Genomic DNA, 20,915 nt, shown 5'->3' on the forward strand with positions numbered 1-20,915 from the left:
CGCTCTCGACCTCCTGCAGGGTCAGCCCAGCCTCGCGCCAGACCACCTGCATCGGTTGTTCCAGGCCATCCCAGAGCACCGCGGTGCGCAGGATGTCGTGACGCGCGATGACCCCGCGCAAGGCTTCGGCGAAGGCCTCGAGGCGCGCCAGGCTGGCGAAGGCGAACTGCGCCTGCATGACATAGGGATCACCCTGCACGGCACTCACGTGGTGATAGAGAATCCCCTCCTGCAACGGCGCCAGGGGGTAGATGTCCTGCACGTTGGCGACCCCGCCCGGCACCGTGGCGACGATGCGCTCGATGGCCTCCTGGTCGAGCTGGGCCAGGGGCAGCAGGTCCGGGGTGATGCGGGTGGTGTGAAGGCTGATGCCATTGGCCGGCACGGCCACCTGACCGGCCTTGGCCGGCCGGTACTGCCCGGCCCTGATCAGTTCGATCAGCTCCGGCTTGTACTCGCGCAGCCGCGCCAGCAAGGCCGGCTCGCTCAGGGCCTGCTTGTTGCCCTGGACCACCAGTTGGTCACCCTTGAGCACCAGCTGGACGTCCTTTTCCTTCAGTGTCGCCAACAGTTCGATCACGCTCACAGGACGATCTCCATTCGTTCGGTAATTGCCGCGTAGTCCGCCAGGGTCGGGTGTTCGAACAACGCCCTGACATCGGCTTCCAGGCCTTCATCACGCATCCGGCTGATCAGGCTGACCGCCAGCAGCGAGTGGCCGCCCAGCTCAAAGAAATGATCATCGCGCCCCACCCGCTCGACCTTGAGCAGTTCGGCCCAGAGCCGGGCCAGGAGGATCTCGGTGTCGCCGACGGGCGCCTGGTACTCGCGCACCTGAACCGCCTCCAGCCCCGGCGCCGGCAGCTCCTTGCGCGCCAGCTTGCCGTTGGGGCTCAGGGGCCAGGCCTGCAGGTGCACGAACTGCGCCGGCACCATGTAGTCCGGCAACTGCTGCAGCAACCGGGCCCGCAGCTGTTCCACCGGCAGTGGCCGGGCCGCCTCGGCGGTGGTGTAGTAGGCCACCAGGCGCTGGTCGCCGGGCACGTCTTCGCGGGCCAGGACCAGCGCTTCCTTGACCTCCTCCAGCTGGCTCAGGCGGGCCTGGATTTCCCCCAGCTCGATGCGCAGGCCGCGGATCTTCACCTGGTCGTCGTTGCGCCCCAGGTAGTCGAGGGTGCCGTCGGCCTGATAGCGGCCCAGGTCGCCGGTGCGGTACATCCGCGCCCCGGGTTCGGCGCTGAACGGGTCATCGAGGAAGCGCTCGGCGCTGAGTTGCGGGCGATTCAGGTAGCCCCGGGCCACCTGCACCCCGCCGATGTACAGCTCGCCCACCACCCCCAGGGGCACCGGCTGCAGCTGGGCATCCAGCAGGTACATCCGGGTGTTGGCGATCGGCTTGCCGATCGGCGTGTGGTCCGGGGTCTGCGCCAGCGGGCCGGCGCAGTCCCAGGCGGTGACGTCCACCGCCGCCTCGGTAGGACCGTACAGGTTGTACAGCCCGACCTCTGGCAACTGCGCCTTGAAGCGGCGCACCAGGCTGCCCGGCAGGGCCTCGCCGCTGCACATCACCTGGCGCAGGCCGAGGCTGTCCACACTGTCGCCATGGGCCAGGAACACGTCGAGCATCGACGGCACGAAGTGCAAGGTGCTGATGCCCTGCTCGCGGATCACCTGGCGCAGGTAGGCGGGGTCCTTGTGGCCGTGGGGACGGGCCATCACCAGGCGTGCCCCGGTGAACAGCGGCCAGAAGAATTCCCAGACCGACACGTCGAAGCTGAACGGGGTCTTCTGCAGCACCGCGTCGTCGGCGCCCAGACTGTATTGCTCCTGCATCCACAGCAGGCGGTTGACCACCGCCCGGTGCTCGTTCATCGCCCCCTTGGGCTGGCCGGTGGAACCGGAGGTGTAGATCACGTACGCCAGGTGGCTCGGGCTCAGGCCGCCAAGCTCCGGGTTGGCCACCGGCTGCCCGCGCCAGAGTGGCTGGTCGAGGTCCACCCGGGGCACGCTCAACTCACCCAGCAGTTCACGGGTCGAACCTTCGGCGAGCACCGCCAGGGGCGCACTGTCCTGCAGCATGTAGGCGATGCGCTCGGGCGGGTAAGCCGGGTCGATCGGCACATAGGCGCCACCGGCCTTGAGGATCGCCAGCAAGCCGATGACCATGCCCAGCCCGCGCTCGACGCAGATTGCCACCCGGGCGTCCGGGCCGACGCCCAGTTGCCGCAGGTGCCCGGCCAGTTGATTGGCCTGCTGATTGAGTTCGCGGTAGCTCAGCGACTGCTCGCCAGCCTGCACCGCCGGGGCGTCGGGGCTGCGCCGCACCTGGGCCTCGAACAGCCCGTGCAGGGTCTGTTCCAGGGGGTAGTCGCGGGCCGTGGCGTTGAAGCCTTCCAGCAGTTGCCGGCGTTCCTGCTGCGGCAGGATCGGCACCTGGCGCAGTGGCCGTTGCGGCGCCTGTTCGAGGTTGTCCACCAAGGCTGTCAGGGCCTGTTCCATATAGCCACAGATACGCTGCGCGCCGATCCGCGCCAGGGTCATCGCGGTGAGCCGAAAGCCTTGCCCGAGGTCATCGACGTTGAGGCTCAGGGGGTAGTTGGTGCGCTCCTCGCTGTGCAGGGTCTGGATGCCCTGCCAGGCCCGTTGCACCGCCTCGCTCGGGGCCGCGTCGGAACCATGGCGGTAGTTGAGCATGGCGCTGAACAGCGGCAACGGCGCGGCGACTGCGCTGCAACGCTGGGCCAGGGCCAGGGAGGCATGTTCATGCCCCAGCAAGGCGCTGAGCCGGGCGTGGGTGGCCTTGACCGCAGCGCGAGTGCCACGGTCGTCGAAATCGACCCGCAACGGCAGGGTGTTGATGAACATGCCCAGGGCCCGGTCGGCGCCCTGCCCGGCTTGCAGGCGCCCCAGCAACACGGTGCCGAACACCACGTGCTCCTGGCCCGAAGTGACACTCAGGACCCGGGCCCAGGCCAGGTGGAACAGGCTCGCGGCGCTGACCCCGAGCAACCGCGCCTGGGCGCGCAGGCGCGTGCTCAGCCCGGCCTCCAGGGACTGCTGGAACTCCTCGATGGCGTCACCGTCGCCCTGCACGTCCTGCAGGCCGAACGCCAGGGTCGGCTCGTCGATGTCGCCGAGCATGTCGCCAAAGAACGCCTCGTGCTCCTCGCGGCTGCCCCCCAGGCGCGCCTGGGCCACGTAGTTGCGGTAGGGGATCGCCTTGCCCACCGGTTCCTGCCCCAGCAGGCAGGCCTGGATTTCCTCGCGCACCACGTCCAGGGCGGTGTGGTCCAGGACCATGTGATGGAACAGCAGGATCGCCACGGTCCGCTGCCGGGCAGGGTCCTGGGCATGCACCAGGCGCATCAGCGGCGCACGGCTCAGGTCCAGTCGCGAATGCCGCGGATCGCAGCGCTGGAGCAACTGCTGCAGCGCATCGCCAGCGCTGACAGTGACCTCCTCCAGCTCGACCCGGGCCTGGCGCCAGACCACTTGCACCGGCTGTTTCAAGCCCTCCCAGAGCACCGCCGTGCGCAGGATGTCGTGGCGTTCGACAACCCGTTGCAGGGCTGCGGCGAAATCCTCCAGGCGCTGCCGGCTGTCGAACGCCAGCTGCGATTGCAGCAGGTAGGGGTCGCCTTGGCGTGCACTCAGGTGGTGGTAGAGAATGCCTTCCTGCAACGGCGCCAGGGGGTAGATGTCCTGCACGTTGCCGACCCCGCCGGGCACCGTGGCGACGATACGCTCGATGGCCGCCTGGTCCAGCTCGATCAATGGCAACAGCTGCGGGGTGATGCTCAGGCAATCGGCGGCGATGAGGTTGGCCGGCACCGGCACTTCGCGGCCGCTGCCCACGGCAGCCGCCAGGGCGGCCAGGGTCGGCTGGCTGAACAGCGCCCGCACATCGGTACTCAGGCCCATCTGGCGCATGCGCTCGATCAGGCTCACCGCCAGCAGCGAATGCCCGCCCAGTTCGAAGAAGTGATCGTGGCGGCCGACCCGCTCGACCTGCAGCAACTCGCTCCAGATCTGCGCCAGGGCAATTTCCACCTCGCCCTCGGGGGCCTGGTATTCCCGGCTCAGCCAGGCGCCCTGCTCCGGCTGTGGCAGGGCCTTGCGGTCGAGCTTGCCGTTGGCGGTCAGGGGCAAGGCATCCAGTTGCACATAGGCCACCGGCAGCATGGCGTCCGGCAAGCGGCCCAGCAGATGGTCGCGCAGGTCCTCGGGCGCCGGCCCCTGGCCGCGGGCGTGCAGGGTGAAATAGGCCAGCAGGCGCCCTTGCGCCACCAGCACCAGGGCCTCCTTGAGGGCCCCATGGGTCAGCAGCGCCGCCTCGATTTCCCCGGGCTCGATGCGCATGCCGCGAATCTTCACCTGATCATCGTTGCGCCCCAGGTACTCGATGCTGCCGTCCGCCAGGTAGCGGCCCAGGTCGCCGGTGCGGTACATGCGCGCCTCGGGCTCGGCGCGAAACGGGTCATTGAGGAAACGCTCGGCGCTCAGTTCGGGACGGTTGAGATAACCCCGGGCCACCCCGGCACCCGCCACGTACAGCTCGCCGCACACCCCCAGGGGCACCGGGCGCTGCGCCTCGTCCAGCAGGTAGACCCGGGCATTGGCCATGGGCCGGCCGATGTGCAGCACACCACCGGCGCTCATCCGTCCGGAGGTGGCGACCACCGTGGCTTCGGTGGGGCCGTAGTTGTTGATCACCGCGAACCCCGGGTCCCGGGGGAACTGGCGCAGGCGATCACCGCCCACCAGCAGGGTGCGCAGGCTCGGGTGCCCGAGCGCCTGGCTGAAGGCGTATTCGGCCACCGGGGTCGGCAGGAAGCTCACGTCCAGGGGCTGGGCCCGCCACCAGTCCAGCAGTGCGTCGAGGTCCTGGCTGCCGACCTCGCTCGGCGGCAGGTGCAAGGTCGCGCCGCTGCACAGGGCCGGCCAGACTTCCCAGGCCATGGCGTCAAACCCCAGGCCGGCAAGGCTGGAGACCTGGCTGCCGGGGCCCACGCCAAAACTTGCGCAGTGCCAGTGAATCAGATTCTCCAGGCTCTGGTGCTCCACCATCACGCCCTTGGGCAGCCCGGTGGAGCCGGAGGTGTAGATCACATAGGCCAGGTGCGCCGGGGTCAAACCGGCCACCTGCGGATTGTCCGGCCCGCTCATCTGCCAGTCGCAGCCGTCGAGATCGATCTGCACGCCCCCGTGGTTCCCCGGCAACTCGCAGGTAGCGCCCTGCACCAGCACCGCCCGGGGTGCGCTGTCCTGCAGCAGGTAGGCGATGCGCTCCAGTGGCTGGCCCGGGTCGATGGGCACGTAGCCGGCCCCGGCCTTGAGGATCGCCAGCATCCCCAGCAGCAGTTGCGGGCCACGCGGCAGGCACAGCGCCACGCGGTCGTCAGGGCGCACCCCGAGCGCCAGCAGCTGCCGGGCCAGTTGATTGGCCCGCCGGTTGAGCTCGCGATAACTCAGCTGCAACGGCCCCTGGACCACGGCCAGGGCCTCGGGCGCTTGCTGCACCCGGGCTTCGAACAGGCCATGCAAGGTTTGCCCGCGGGGGTAGTCGGCGCCCTGGGCATTGAAGCCCTCCAGCAGTTGCTCGCGCTCCGCCACCGGCAATACCGACAGCTGTGCCAGGGGCAGGTCCGGGTGCTGTTCCAGGGCATCGGCCAATTGTTCCAGGGTGCCGAGCATGTAGTCGCCCAGGCGCCGGGCGCCGATCGAGGCCAGGGCCAGCAGCGACAGGCCGAAGCCTTGGCCCAGGTCATCGACGCTCAGGCTCAGGGGGTAGTTGCTGCGCTCTTCGCCCCCCAGCAGCTGCACCCCCTGCCAGATATCCAGGCCCTCCCGGGCTCCGGCATCCGCGGCGCTGTGGCGGTAGTTGAGCAAGGCGCTGAACAGCGGCGCGCCGGCCGCCACGGCGCTGCAGCGCTGGGCCAGGGCCAGGGACGCGTGTTCGTGGCCGAGCAAGGCGCTGAGCCGGGCATGGGTGGCCTTGACCCCGGCCCGCACCCCGCCCTGCACATCCACCCGCACCGGCAGGGTGTTGATGAACACCCCCAGGGCACGGTCGGCACCCTCGCCGCCCTGCATGCGCCCCATGAGCACGGTGCCGAACACCACCTGCTGGCGGTTGGACACCTGGCCCAGCACCAGCCCCCAGGCCAGGTGCATCAGCGCCGCGGCGCTGACTCCCAGCTGCCGGGCCTGCTCGCGCAGGCGCCGGCTCAGCGGGTCCGGCAGGGGCACATGGGCCTCTTCGATGTCGCGGCCATCGCCCTGCACATCCGCCACGGCGAACGGCAGGGTCGGCTCGTCGATGTCACCGAGCATCTCGCGGAAGAAGGCCTCGTTCTCCGCCTGCCCGGCCCCCAGCAGCGCCTGAGCCACGTAGTTGCGGTAAGGCACCGGGGTGCCGAGGCGCTCGGGCTGGTCGAACAGCAGCGCGCGCATTTCCTCGCCCACCACCTCCATCGCGGTATGGTCCAGGGCCAGGTGGTGGAACAGCAGGATCGCCACCACCCGCTGCTGCGCCGGGTCCTGGGCGTAGACCATGCGGATCAGCGGCGCCTGGGCCAGGTCCAGGCGCCAATGCCGGGCGTCGAAGCGCTGGTGCAGTTGCTCCAGCAGATCGCCCTGCGCCGGGTCCAGGAACTGCTCCAGGACCTGCAGCCGAGCCTCGCGCCAGACCACTTGCAGCGGCTGCGGCAAGCCTTCCCAGAGCACCGCGGTGCGCAAGATATCATGGCGCTGGATCACCTGTTGCAAGGCCCCGGCAAAGCGTTGCAGGCGCTCCAGGCTGTCGAACGCCAGGCGTGACTGCAGCAGGTAGGGGTCGCCCTGTTCGGCGCTCAGGTGGTGGTAGACGATGCCCTCCTGCAGCGGCGCCAGGGGGTAGATGTCCTGCACATTGGCGACGCCGCCGGGCACGCTGGCGACCACCCGGTCGATGGCCGCCTGGTCCAGGGTCACCAGGGGCAGCAGGTCGGGGGTGATGCGCGGGCAATCGACGGTGATGCGGTTGCCCGGCACCTGCACCTCGCGGCCGCTGCCCACGGCGCCTGCCAGGGCCGCCAGGGTCGGCTGGCTGAACAGCACCCGCACATCGGCGTTGAGGCCGATCTGGCGCATGCGTTCGATCAGGCTCACCGCCAACAGCGAATGCCCGCCGAGTTCGAAGAAATGATCGTGGCGGCCGACCTGCTCGACCTTCAGCAGCTCGCTCCAGATCCGCGCCAGGGCCGTCTCCACTTCGCCCTCAGGGGCCACGAAGGCGCGACTGAGCAGGGCCGAAGGGTCCGGTGCCGGCAAGGCCTTGCGGTCGAGCTTGCCGTTGTTGGTCAGGGGCAGCGCGTCGAGGCGCACATAGGCCAGGGGCACCATGTAGTCCGGCAACTGCTGTTGCAGGTGCTCGCGCAAGGCTTCGCCGGTCGGCGCCGGGGTCCCGGCCGGCACCGTGTAATAGGCCACCAGGCGCTTGTCCCCCGGTTCATCCTCGCGGGCCAGGACCACGCCGTCCTTGACTCCGGGGCAGGCCGTCAGGCGGGCCTCGATTTCTCCCAGCTCGATGCGCAGGCCGCGGATCTTCACCTGGTCGTCGTTGCGCCCCAGGCATTCCAGCAGCCCGCTCTGCAGCCAGCGGCCAATGTCCCCAGTGCGATACAGCAAGGCACCGGGGCGCTCGCTGAAGGGGTCGCGAATGAACTTCTCGGCGTTCAGTTCGGGGCGGTTGAGATAGCCCAGGGCCACGCCGTCGCCACCGATGACGATCTCGCCCTGGGCGCCGATGGGCAGCAACTGCTGCCGGGCATCCAGGACATACACCCGGGTGTTGGAAATCGGCCGGCCAATGGGCACGTGCTCGGCGTCCGCGGGCAGGGAGTGGACGTCGTGGGTGGTGGCGTAGGTGGTGGTTTCGGTGGGGCCGTAGCAATGCACCAGACGCAGTTGCGGCGCCTCGGCCAGCAACCGGCGGAAGGCCGCCGGATCGGCCCGTTCACCACCGCAGAGGAGGATCCGCAAGCCCTTGAGGGCCTGGGGAATCAGCTGCACGTACTGGTTGAACAAGGCCGTGGTGACGAACAGCACGGTGGCCCCCGAGGCACTCAGCGCGTGGCCGAAGCGCGCCGGTTCGAGCAGGGTGTGGTGATCGATCACCACCACTCGCCCCCCGTTGAGCAAGGCGCCCCAGACGTCCATGGTGCTGGCATCGAAGGCTGGATTGGAGGCGAAGGCCACCCGGTCCTGGGGATTGAAATCGGCGTAGCCGTTGTTGATCACCAGCCGGCTCACGGCCCGGTGCGGCACCTGCACGCCCTTGGGCTGGCCGGTGGAGCCGGAGGTGTACATGACGTACACCGGGGTCTCGGCGGACTGGGCCAGGGCCGGGTTGTGCTCGGGCAACAGGTCCAGGCGCACGCGGTCCAGGTCGACGCGCCGCGCCGGGCACTCCAGTACCTGGTCGCTGCGGGTCAGCCAGGCCACGCTCTGGCTGTCGTGCACCATGAAGCCCTGGCGCTGGGCCGGGGCGTTGATGTCCAGGGGCACATAGGCCGCGGCGCACTTGCTGATGGCCAGCTGGCTCACCAGCAGGTCCTGGGAGCGCGGCAACAGGATCGCCACCGCGTCGCCGGGTTGCACCCCCAGTTCCAGCAGGTGGTGGGCCAACTGGTTGGCCCGGCGGTTGAGTTCGCCGTAGCTCAGTTGCCCATCGCCCTCCACCACTGCCACCCGCTGCGGATGGGCCAGGGCCAGGGCCTCGAACTGCTGGTGCAGGGTCTGCTCACGGGGGTAATCGCGGTCGGTGGCGTTGAAGGCCTGCAGCAGTTGCCGACGCTCGGCGTCCGGCAGCACCGGGATCTGCTCCAGAGCCTGGGTCGGTGCCTGTTCGAGGGCCTGGGCCAGGTGTTCCAGGGTGCACTCCAGGTAAGCGCAGACCCGCGCCCCCTCCACCTGCGCCACGGCTTGCACGGTGAGGCGCAAGCTTTCGGCGTCATCGTCGATGTTCAGGGCCAGCGGGTAGTTGCTGCGCTCCTCGGAATCGAGCACGCGAATGCCCTCCCAGGCCGCGGCTCCCTGGCCATTGGCAGCGGCGCTGTGGCGGTAGTTGAGCAAGCTGTTGAACAGCGGCAGCGACGCCGGCACAGCGCTGCAACGCTGGGCCAGGGCCAGGGACGCGTGCTCATGCCCAAGCAACTGCGAGAGCCGCGCATGGGTGCTGCGCAGCGCTGCTGCCACGCCCTGGGCACCAAGGCTGACCCGCAGCGGCAGGGTGTTGATGAACATGCCCAGGGCCCGATCGGCCCCGGCACCGCCGTGCAGGCGGCCCAGCAGCACGGTGCCGAACACCACCTCGTCACGACCGGACAATTGCCCGAGCACCCGGCCCCAGGCCAGGTGCATCAGGCTGGCGACGCTGACCCCGAGCCGCCGCGCCTGCACCCGCAGGCGCCGGCACAAGGCCGGTGGCAGGTGCCGCTGGGATTCGCGAATGCCACTGCCGTCGCGGTTGACGTCCTGCAGACCGAACGCCAGGGTCGGCTCGTCGATGTCCCCGAGCATCTCGCGAAAGAACCCCTGATGGTCCGCTTCGCTAAGCCCCAGGCGGGCCTGGGCCACATAGTTGCGGTACGGCGCCGGCGCCGGCAACTGCCCGGCACGGCCCTGCAGTACGCTGCTGATTTCCTCCACCAGCACTTCCAGGGAGGTGTGATCCAGGGCCAGGTGATGGAACAACAGGCTGGCGAACCAGCGTTGCTGCCCCGGCTCCTGGGCACAGGCCAGGCGCAGCAGAGGCGCCCGGGTCAGGTCCAGGCGATAGCGCCGGGGATCGAAGTGCGCCTGCAACTGCTCCAGGGTCGAGCCCGCGGCCGGGTCCGGCGCCAGCACTTCCACCGCCAGCGAGGCCCGACGCCAGACCACCTGCACCGGTTCGTCGAGGCCTTCCCAGACCACGCTGGTGCGCAGGATGTCGTGGCGCTGGATCACCTGCTGCAACGCCAGGGTGAAGGTCTGCAGGGCGTCTTCGCCGTCGAATTCGAACTGCACCTGGAGCCCGTAGGGATCGCCCTCGGCGCTGCTCAGGTGGTGATAGAGGATCCCCGCCTGCAGGGGCGCCAGGGCATAGATGTCCTGGACGTTGGCGACCCCGCCGGGCACCTGTGCCAGGACCCGGTCGATGCCCGGCTGGTCGAGGTCCGCCAGGGGCAGCAACTGCGGGGTGATGTGCTGGCACGTCGGCTCGATGCGGTTGGCCGGCACCTGCACCTCGCGCTGGCTACCCACCGCCCCTGCCAGGGCGGCCAGGGTCGGCTGGCCGAACAGCACCCGCACGTCGGCGCACAGGTTCACCTGGCGCATGCGTTCCATCAGCTTGACCGCCAGCAGCGAATGCCCGCCCAGCTCGAAGAAATTGTCCTGACGGCCCACCTGCGGCAGGTGCAACAGCTCCTGCCAGATCCGCGCGATGGCCTGCTCCACCTCACCCTCGGGCGCCTGGTATTCACGCCGGGCCAGCGACTCGCCGTCCGGGGCCGGCAGGGCCTTGCGGTCGAGCTTGCCGTTGGTGGTCAGAGGCCAGGCCTGCAGCCGCACGAAAGCGCTGGGCAGCATGTAGTCGGCGAGGGTCCGCTGCAGTTGCTCGCGCAGGTGCGCGGCGCTTGGCGTCGCGCCTGGCCGGGCAATCACATAGGCCACCAGGCGCTTGTCCCCCGGGCTGTCTTCCCGGGCGATCACCACCGCCTCGCGCACCCCGTCGCAGTCCGCCAGGCGGGCTTCGATCTCCCCCAGCTCGATGCGGAAACCGCGGATCTTCACCTGGTCGTCATTGCGCCCCAGGTACTCCAGGCTGCCATCGCCGCGCCAGCGGGCCAGGTCGCCGGTCTTGTACAAGCGTGCGCCCGGCTGGGCACTGAAGGGGTCGACGATGAAGCGCTCGGCGGTGAGCTGATCGCGGTTGAGGTAGCCCCGGGCGACCCCGGCCCCGCCAACATACAGCTCGCCCACCACGCCAGTGGGCACCGGCTCGCGCCGGGCATCGAGGACGTACAGCTGCAGGTCGGGAATGCGCCGGCCGATGGGGCTGCTGCCCACCAGTTGGGCATCCGCTGCCTGCAGCGGGCGATAGGTCACGTGCACCGTGGTTTCGGTGATGCCGTACATGTTCACCAGCTGAGTGCCGACATTCTCCACCCGGGCGTACCAGGGCTTGAGCATTCCCGGCTCCAGGGCTTCGCCACCAAAGATCACCTGGCGCAGGGAGTGCTTGAGCGAGCTCTGGCCCTGGGCCGCGATCAACGAGCGGAAGGCGCTAGGGGTCTGGTTGAGGATGCTCACCGAGGCTTCGCAGAGCAGCGCGTAGCAGGCCTCTGGCGAACGGCTGAGGGCCTGGGGCACCACCAGCAGTTGCCCGCCATGAACCAGCGCGCCCCAGATCTCCCACACCGAGAAATCGAAGGCAAAGGAATGGAACAGCGCCCACACATCGCGCCAGTTGAAATCGAACCAGTCGCGGGTGGCGGCAAACAGCCGGGTGACGTTGCGGTGCTCCACCATCACCCCTTTGGGCAGGCCGGTGGAACCGGAGGTGTAGATCACATAGGCCAGGTGCGCCGGGGTCAGCCCCGGCACCTCGGGGTTGTCCCGGGACTCGTAGGCCAGGGTCGGGCTGTCGAGGTCCAGCAGCGGCACTTGCAACTCGGCCACCAGGGCCTGGGTCTGGGCCTGTACCAGCAACGCCACCGGGGCACTGTCCTGCAGGGTGTAGGCGATGCGTTCCCGGGGGTAGGCCGGGTCGATGGGCACGTAGGCGCCGCCGGCCTTGAGGATCCCCAGCAGGCCAATGATCATTTCCGGGCCACGTTCGACGCAGATCGCCACTCGCTGGTCCGGGCGCACCCCCAGCGCCAGCAAGCGATGGGCCACCTGGTTGGCACGCTGGTTGAGTTCGCCGTAGCTCATGCGTTGCTGCAGGTGGATCAGCGCCGGGGCCTCGGGCTGGACCCGGGCCTGGGCCTCTACCTGCTGATGGATCAGCAGGGGTTCCGGGTAATGCCCCAGGGGCGTGTTCAGCCCTTGCAGCAGGTAGCGCCGCTCGCTGGCCGGGAGTATTTCCAGGCTGTGCAGAGGCGCCTCGGGCGTGGCCTGCAGGGCCAGGGCCAGGCTCTCCAGGGCGGTCAGCAGGTAACCGCCGATGCGCTCGGCGCCCAGGCGCAGGTCCGCCAGGGCAGTAATACGCAGGTCCTCGCCCAGGTCGTCGATGTTGATCGTCAGCGGGTAGTTGGTGCGCTCCTCGGCCCCCAGCACCTGGATGCCCGGCACCAGTTCCTGGACCTCGGCGCCGTCCCCGGCGTGGCTGTGACGGTAGTTGAGCATGGCGCTGAACAACGGGGTCGGCGCGCTGACCCCGCTGCAGCGCTGGGCCAGGGCCAGGGACGCGTGCTCATGGGCCAGCAGCGCGGTCAGCCGCTGGTGCGTGGCCAGGACCCCAGCACGCACGCCCTGGGCGCCCACATCCACCCGCAAGGGCAAGGTGTTGATGAACATGCCCAGGGCCCGCTCGCCGCCTTCGCCAGCCTCCATGCGCCCCAGCAGCACGGTGCCGAAGACCACCGCCTCGCGCCCCGACAACTGCCCCAGGACCCGGGCCAGGGCCAGGTGCATCAGGCTCGCGGTGCTCACCCCCAGTTGCCGGGCCTGACTGCGCAGGCGCTGGCTCAGGGAGCGGTCCAGGGTCACCCGGTGTTCTTCGATCTGCCCGCCCGTACCCTGCACGTCCCCCAGGCCACAGGGCAGGGTCGGCTCGTCGATGTCGCCAAGCATCTCGCGAAAAAAGGCTTCGTGCTGCGCCGCGCTCTGGCCCAGGCGGGCCTGGGCGAGGTGATTGCGAAAGGCCACGGGTGCCGGCAGCTGTGCCCGGTGCCCCAGCAGGAAGGCCTGGATTTCCTGGCGCACCACGTCCAGGGCCGAGTGGTCCAGGGCGATGTGGTGGAACAGCAGCAGCGCCACCTGGCGCCGATTCTCCGGGTCCGCGGCATGCACCAGGCGCAGCAGTGGTGCCTGGCGCAGATCCAGGCGCCAGTGCCGGGCATCGTAGCGCGCCTGCAACTGGCTCAGGACGTCGCCGCCAGGCGCCAGCGTCACCGCTTCACACACCAGCGCAGCGTGACGCCAGACCACCTGCAGCGGTTCATCGAGGCTTTCCCAGGCAATCGCCGTGCGCAGGATGTCATGGCGCTCGACCACCCATTGCAGGGCCTCGGCAAAGACCTGCAGGTGTTCATCGCTGGCAAACGCGAAGCGCGCCTGCAGCACGTAGGGATCGCCCTCGGGCGCGGACAGGTAGTGATAGAGCATGCCCTCCTGCAGCGGCGCCAGGGGGTAGATGTCCTGCACGTTGGCGGCGCCGCCCGGCACCCCGGCGACGATGCGCTCGATGGCCGGCGGGTCCAGTTGCACCAGGGGCAGCATCTCCGGGGTGATCCGGAACGCCGGGCTCAGCCAGGCGCCGCCCTGCTCCGTCACCAGCGCCAGAAGCTGCGCCTTGTGCTCGATCAGGCGGTCCCAGAGGGCGTCATCCAGCGCCTCGTCATCCCCCTGGACGATCAGGTCCTGCGCCTCCCGTTGAAGACGGATCGCGAGGGTCGAAAGAACTGCCATCAATTCGCTGAACTGCATGAGTAACCTGCCTGAGAATTCGGTAACGGTTGAAGAGAACGTCCTTGTTTCAGATGCAACCTGGCCTTACGCGAAACCTGTAGCCGAACATCGACCCCCTGCTGCGAGAACGCCGGGGACAGCGCACCCGCCAGGGGCTCCCCGGCAGCCTGGAAACGCTAAAACATCCGCTCGGGGGTGTCTGACATGGGAAGCCGGGACAGGGTCCCGGCCCTGTCCCGGGGTTGCACCACGCCGCGCGCCGGCCCTGGGGCCGGCGCATCGGGTGGGGCTCGGCAGGCGCTTAAAGGCGCCGTTGGCGCTTGAGCTGAGGGATGGTGGTGGCGGGGATTTCCAGGCGCTGCAACTGACCCAGGGTGTTGGCTGCCAGCGCCGCCAGGGTCGGCTGGCTGAACAGCATTCGTGCATCGGCGTACAGGCCCTCCTGACGCATCCGCGCCACCAGGCTGACTGCCAGCAGTGAATGCCCGCCCAGCTCGAAGAAGTGGTCGTGGCGCCCTACCCGCTCGACCTGCAGCACTTCGGCCCAGAGCCGTGCCAGGGTGGTTTCCAGTTCGCCCTGGGGGGCCTCGAACGCCCGGCTCAGCACCGCGTCCGCCCCGGGTTCCGGCAGCGCCTTGCGGTCCAGCTTGCCATTGCCGCTCAGGGGCAAGGCCGCCAGCTGCACATAGGCCGCCGGCACCATGTACTCCGGCAGGCGCTCCAGTACATGGGCCCGCAGCGCTTGGATGCCCGGCGCCGGCACGCCGTCGCGCAGGCTGAAATAAGCCACCAGGCGCTCGTCGCGCATCAGCACCGCCACCTCGCGCAGGGCCGGATGGCTGGCCAGCCGCGCCTCGATCTCCCCCAGTTCCAGGCGCAGGCCGCGCAGCTTGACCTGGAAGTCGTTGCGGCCGAGGAATTCCAGGTCGCCGTCGGCGTTGCAGCGCACCCGGTCTCCAGTGCGATACAAGCGGTCACCGGCGACGAAGGGGCTGGCGATAAAGCGCTCGGCCTGCAACTGCGGCAGGCCCAGATAGCCCCGGGCGACCCCGACCCCGCCAATGTGCAACTGCCCGCTGACGCCACGGGGCACGGGCTGGTCGTGGGCGTCGAGCACATACAGCCGGGTGTTGCTGATGGCCCGGCCGATGGGCAACTGCACCGCAGGCACCGGCGCCCCGGGTTCCAGGGTCCAGGCACTGCTGTCCACCGTGGCTTCGGTGGGGCCGTAGACGTTGTGCAGGCGAGCTCCGGGCAGGCGCTGCTGGAACAGCCGGGCGATGGCTTCGGTCAACTCGCCACCGCCGCACAGCACGTCGGTCAGGCTGTGGCACTGGCCGGCTTCTTCCAGCTGCAGGAACTGCAGGAGCATGGCGGGCACGAACTTGATCAGGGTCACCTGCTGCTCTTGCACCAGTTGCGCCAGGTAGGCCGGATCGCGGTGGCCATCGGGGCGCGCCAGGAGCAGGCGCAGGCCGCTGACCAGGGGCCAGAACAGCTCCCAGACCGAACCGTCGAAACTGAACGGCGCCTTTTGCAGCAAAGTGCCGCCGGCGGCGTCCGGGCACAACTGCGAGCCCCAGTGCATCAGGTTGCCCAGACCGCGGTGCTCCACCATCACCCCCTTGGGTGTGCCGGTGGAGCCGGAGGTGTAGATCACATAGGCCAGGTGCGAGACGTCCAGCCCCGGCACCCGCGGATTGTCCAGCGGCTGCTGTTGCCAGTGGCTGCGGTCGAGGTCGATCAAGGGCAGTGCCAGTGTCGTCAGCAGCTCCCGGGTCGGCTGATGCACCAGCACCGCCTGTGGCTGGCTGTCCTGCAGCAGGTAACGCAGGCGCTCCAGGGGGTACTGCGGATCCAGGGGCACGTAGGCGCCACCGGCCTTGAGAATCCCCAGCAGGCCGATCACCAGCTCCGGGCTGCGCTCGATGCACACACCGACGCGTACGTCCGGCCCCACGCCCAGCTCACGCAGGTGGTGAGCCAGTTGATTGGCCCGCTGATTGAGGTGCTCGTAGCTCAGTCGCAGCTCGCCAGCCTGCAAGGCGATGGCCTGGGGCGTGCGCCGCACCTGGGCTTCGAACAGCCCGTGCAGGGTTTGCTCCCGGGGGTAGTCGGACGCGGTGGCATTGAGCTCCAGCACCAGCTCCCGGTACTCCGCCGCCGGCAGGATCGACAAGCGCTGGAGCGGGGTCTGCGGCGCCTGTTCCAGGGCCTGCAGCAACGCCTCGACAGCGCTCGTCAGGTGGTCCAGCAGGCGCTGCGCGCCGACCTGCTGCGGCGCCCGGGCACCCAGGCGAAAGCCCGTGTCCAGGTCATCCACCGCCAGCATCAGCGGATAGCTGACCACTTCTTCGCTGCTGAGCAGGGTCACGCCCGGCTGGCCCGGCAACAGCTGTTGCCCGTCGGCGCCCAGCCCATGGCGGTAGTTGAGCAAGGCGTTGAACAGCGGCGTCGGCGCCGCCACCCCGCTGCAACGCTGGGCCAGGGACAGGGGCGCCTGCTCGTGGGCCAGCAGTGCGCTGAGGCGCTCCTGGGTCTGCAGCAGGCCGGCGGCGACGCTCTGCCCCTCCAGTTCCAGGCGCAGCGGCAAGGTGTTGATGAACATCCCCAGGGCCTGGTCGGCGCCGACACCGGCCTGCAAGCGGCCCAGCAACACGGTGCCGAACAGCACGTCCTCGCGACCGCTGGCACGCCCCAGCACCAGGGCCCAGGCCAGGTGAAACAGGCTCGCGGCACTGACCCCAAACTGGCGCACCCGGGCCCGCAGCCGCTCGCCGAGAGCCGGGTCCAGCAGGATTCGGGCCTCCTGCAGATCCAGGGCCTGCCCCGGGCGCTCCTGCAGTTCGAAGGCCAGGGTCGGTTCGTCCACCCGGGACAGGCCCTCACGGAAAAACGCCGCGTGGGATTCCAGCCCCAGCCCTGTGCGCGCCACGTAATCGCGGTAGGCAAAGGCCGGCGCCAGCAGCCCTTGCCGACCGCCCATGTGGGCGGCGATTTCCGCCATCAGCACGGCGGTGGAGGTGGCGTCGTTGACCAGGTGATGGAAACGCAGCAGAGCGAGCCAGCGCTGGTTCGCCCGGTCCTCGGCCCAGGCCAGGGCCAGCATCGGTGCCTGGCGAATGTCCAGCGGGTTGTGGCGCGGATCGTAATGCCGGCGCAACTGCTCCAGCACGGCCCCGCCAGCGGGATCCGGCACCCGCTCCTCCACCGTCAGCCGAGCCTCGCGCCAGACCACCTGCACCGGCTGCTCGAGCACTTCCCAGACCAGGCTGGTGCGCAGGATGTCGTGCCGGGCAATCACCGCCTGCAGGGCCTCGGCGAAGGCCTCAAGCTCTGCCCGATGGGCAAAGGCGAACGTTGCGTGCTGCTGATAGGGATCGCGCGCGGTGTAGGTCATGTGGTGGTAGAGCAACCCTGCCTGCAGCGGCGCCAGGGGGTAGATTTCCTGCACATTGGCGGCGCCTCCGGGGATGCCGGCCACCACCCGGTCGATGCTGTCCTGGTCCAGCTCCACCAGCGCCAGCATCGACGGGGTGATCCGCTGGCAGCCGGAGGGCACCCGATTGGCCGGGATCTCCAGCGCCGGCTGAGCGTGCACCGCCGCCGCGAGGCTGGCCAGGGTCGGCTGGCCGAACAGCACCCGCACGTCAGCCTGCATGCCGGCCTGAGCCATGCGCTGGATCAGTTGCAGGGCCAGCAGCGAGTGGCCGCCCAGTTCGAAGAAGTGGTCCTGGCGCCCTACCCGCTCCACCTGCAGCAGCTCGCACCAGAGTTGCGCCAGGGTGGTTTCCACGGTGCCCCGGGGGGCCTCGTATTCACGGCTGATCAACGCCTGCGCCCCCGGGGCCGGCAGGGCCTGGCGGTCCAGCTTGCCATTGCTGGTCAGGGGCAGTGTGTCGAGCTGCACATAGGCCATGGGCACCATGTAGTCCGGCAAATACTGGCGAAGATAGTCCCGCAGCGCGCTGATCGACACCTCCTCGCGGGCGCTGAACCAGGCCACCAGTTGGCCGTCGCGGGCCTGGACCACCGCCTCGCGCAATGCCGGGTGGGCGCCCAGGCGGGTTTCGATTTCCCCCAACTCGATGCGCTGGCCACGGATCTTCACCTGGTCGTCATTGCGCCCCAGGTATTCCAGGGTGCCGTCCGCCAGCCAGCGGGCCAGGTCGCCGGTGCGGTACAGACGCGCCCCGGGCCGAGCGCTGAACGGGTCCTGCAGAAAACGCTCGGCCGTCAGTTGATCGCGGTTGAGGTAGCCACGGGCGACGCCAGCGCCACCGACATAGAGTTCGCCAACGATGCCGATGGGCACCGGGCGTTGCTGCTCATCCAGCAGATGGACCTGGGTATTGGCGATGGGCCGGCCAATATGCAAGGCCTGACCGGCCTCGATGACCCCGGAGGTGGCGACCACCGTGGCCTCGGTAGGGCCATAGTTGTTGACCACGGCAAAGCCCTGCCCCTGGGGCATCTGCCGCAGGCGGTCGCCGCCGATCAGCAGGGTGCGCAGGGTCGGATGGCCCAGTGCCTGGCTGAAGGCGTACTCGGCCACCGGGGTCGGCAGGAAGCTCACGTCGAGGGGCTGCTGGCGCCACCAGGCGAGCAAGGCTTGCAGGTCTTCGAGGCCGTCGCTGACCGGCGCCAGGTGCAGGGTGGCACCGGCGCACAAGGTCGGCCAGACCTCCCAGGCCATGGCGTCAAAACCGAACCCGGCCAGGCACGAGACTTGGCTGGCAGGCTGCAGGTCGAAGGCCTGGCAGTGCCAGTCCACCAGGCTGGACAGGCTCCGGTGCTCAACCATCACGCCCTTGGGCAGGCCGGTGGAACCGGAGGTGTAGATCACGTAGGCCAGGTGTTCCGGACTCAGCCCCGGCACCTGTGGCGCAACCCGCGAGCCCGGCAGCCACTGGCGGCTGTCCAGCTCGACCAACGGCACGCTCAAGGCCGGCAATTGCTCACGCAGGGCGTGCTGGGTCAGCACCGCCACGGGGGCGCTGTCGGTCAGCAGATAGGCCAGGCGCTCCGCAGGATGGGCCGGGTCCAGGGGCACGTAGGCGCCGCCGGCCTTGAGAATCGCCAGCAACCCCACCAGGGTTTCCAGGCTGCGCCGGGCAACGATCGCCACCCGGTCATCCGGGCGCACCCCCAGCCCCTGCAGGTGCAACGCAAGGGCGTTGGCCCGCTGATCGAGCTGCGCGTAACTCAGGGACTGCCCCTGGGCCAGCAGGGCAATCGCCTCGGGCGTGCGCCGGGCCCATTCCTCGACCCGCCGGTGAATCCGCTGCTCGGCGGCCGGCGGTCGCTGCGTGGCGTTCCATTGCTCCAGCTGCGCGCATTCGGCAGCGGTCAGCAGGGAAAATTGCCGGACCGGCAAGTCGACATCCTCCAGCCCCTGCTCCAGCACATGGATCAGCCGCGCCGCCAGGGCCTCGACTTCCTCGGCCTGGAAATAGGCGCTGTCGTAGACGTAGTGCATCCATGCGGTGTCATCGAAACTGTTGCTGCGCAGGTGAATCGCCAGGGGCGTCGGCTCGTGGCGGTTGGAGACTTTCACCGACGAGGCGTCCGCCTCGCCATAGCGGTAGTCGAGGTCTTCCAGCTCATAGGACAGCGACAGCTCGAACAGCTGCGCGCGGTCCTCGCGCAACAGGCCGAGGGAACGGTTGAGCTCGCTCAGGGGAAAGCGCTGGTGGCGAAAATCCTGTTTCAGCACGTCGCGCACCGCGCCCACCAGGGCCTCGAACCTCAGCTCGCGGCCAAAGTCCATGCGCACCGCGCTGACCTGGGTGAAGGAGCCCAGGGTCACCTTGAAGGCCGCGTTGGGCCGGTTGAGCACCGGCATGCCGACCACCCACTCGTCACGCTGCCCGGTGCCGGTGAAGTACACGTGCAGCGCCGCCAGCAGCACATGGAAGGCCGAGGCCCCGGCCTGCTTGCCCAGGGCTTTCATGCGCTCGTGCAGGACCGCCGGAAAGGGCTGCACCAGGGTCGCTCCCGGGGTGGGGCCGTCCGCGGAGGCAGGGTGGCGCGCACGCAGCAATGGCTCCGGCAAGGTGCGGTACTTGTCCAGCCAGTAGTCGCGGTCACGGGCGTAGCGGCTGGACTGGTGATAGCGCGCGTCGTCCTCGATGAAGTCGATGAAGGACGGCGCCGACACCTGGGGCTCCTGCCCTTGCACCAGGGCGCTGTAGATCCCTCCCAGGGACTGGGACAGCTGGGCAAACCCCCAGCCGTCGAGAATCAGGTGGTGGGCCTCGACTTCCATCAGGTGATGCTCGGGGCTCAGGCGAAACAGCGAGAAGCGGCACAGGCGCTCGCCGTTGAGCTTGAACGCCTGCTGCATCTGCCGGCCAATCTGTGCCTGCGCCGCGGCCAGTGGATCGGTGTGGCCCGACAGGTCATGGAACACCAGCTGCACCGGCCAGTGCCGGTCGAAGTGCTGCAACGGCAGGCCGTCGTCGCAGCCCTCCAGGGACAGTACCGTGCGCAGCACGTCGTGCTTGTCCACCAGCAGTTCCACCGTGCGCTGCATCAGCTCGGGCCGGAAGGGCCCCCGGAGGACCGCATAGCCGCCGATGTTGTACAGCGGCGAATCGCCACGGCTCAGTTGGTCGAGCCAGATATCCCGTTGCCCGGCGGTCAGCGGCCGGCCCGGGCCCTGCATCGGACCCAGGTTCATGGGCGCCCCCGAGCCGCGCAGCGTGCGGCAGGCGAGCGTGGAAGGGGGCTGGTTTGTGCGGCGAGGTCGCCCACGACAACGGCAGAAAAAAGCGTCATAAGATCCTTCTCATGTGATGGCCCGGGCACCGGCGTTCGCGGATTTAAGCATCGGCCCCACGGCCTGTATGTCACCCGAAACCCGGACAATTCGGGCCGCCACCGGCCCTGGCCCGGCCCGTTGCAAGGCAATCTGTCGCCTGCTGCCGGGGCCACGCCCGGGACGCTGCGGATCAGCTGAAATGGCTGTAGGAGATTGGCTATCCGTCAACGACGCTCCTGGCTGCAAAAGCGCCTTCGGCAGCGGCTGATCCCTTCGCTATTTCAGCGACTTGCGCAGGCCTCGCGCCGAACGCCTACGGGCTCGACAAGCCCCTCGCAACCCCTTGATCCAGAGCCCTCGACACCGGCAGGCCGAGGCATGCTGTCCCGGTTTCCCCCTACAGACGCCAGGCAAATGCATAGGCTTAAATTACCTTCCGGGAACCGGCTCAGGTTCATGAAGAATCTGCTGCGGTGCACCCTGGCCACCGCGCTTC

Annotated in this window: 3 protein-coding genes (1 of these 3 running past the window's edge); all 3 read right to left on the reverse strand. The window is 69.1% G+C overall.

The features are described from left to right. Nucleotides 1–586: the 5' end (the start) of a non-ribosomal peptide synthetase gene (locus U873_RS0121080; protein ID WP_025130130.1), read on the reverse strand. 14,102 nt of this gene lie to the left of the window's left edge; 586 of the gene's 14,688 nt are visible here — the first part of the coding sequence; it begins with the start codon at nt 584–586; its stop codon lies off the left edge, out of view. Continuing rightward, nucleotides 583–13,674 (reverse strand): non-ribosomal peptide synthetase, encoded by a 13,092-nt coding sequence (locus U873_RS0121085; RefSeq protein WP_025130131.1) that lies wholly within the window; start codon nt 13,672–13,674, stop codon nt 583–585. The genes U873_RS0121080 and U873_RS0121085 overlap by 4 nt, the downstream gene beginning before the upstream one ends. 283 nt (nt 13,675–13,957) lie before the next feature. Beyond that, nucleotides 13,958–20,338 carry a non-ribosomal peptide synthetase gene (locus U873_RS0121090; RefSeq protein ID WP_025130132.1) on the reverse strand — a complete coding sequence of 2,127 codons (6,381 nt, stop codon included), beginning with the start codon at nt 20,336–20,338 and terminating at the stop codon, nt 13,958–13,960. Nucleotides 20,339–20,915: the final 577 nt, after the last annotated feature.

Origin of the sequence: Pseudomonas sp. PH1b, from assembly GCF_000633395.1 — a bacterium.
In the GTDB taxonomy this organism is placed as follows: domain Bacteria; phylum Pseudomonadota; class Gammaproteobacteria; order Pseudomonadales; family Pseudomonadaceae; genus Aquipseudomonas.

What these genes read in the sequence shown, in the direction of transcription:
- U873_RS0121085 (WP_025130131.1), bottom strand. Translation starts at nt 13,674, where the DNA reads ATGCAGTTCAGCGAATTGATGGCAGTTCTTTCGACCCTCGCGATCCGT.
- U873_RS0121090 (WP_025130132.1), bottom strand. Translation starts at nt 20,338, where the DNA reads ATGAACCTGGGTCCGATGCAGGGCCCGGGCCGGCCGCTGACCGCCGGG.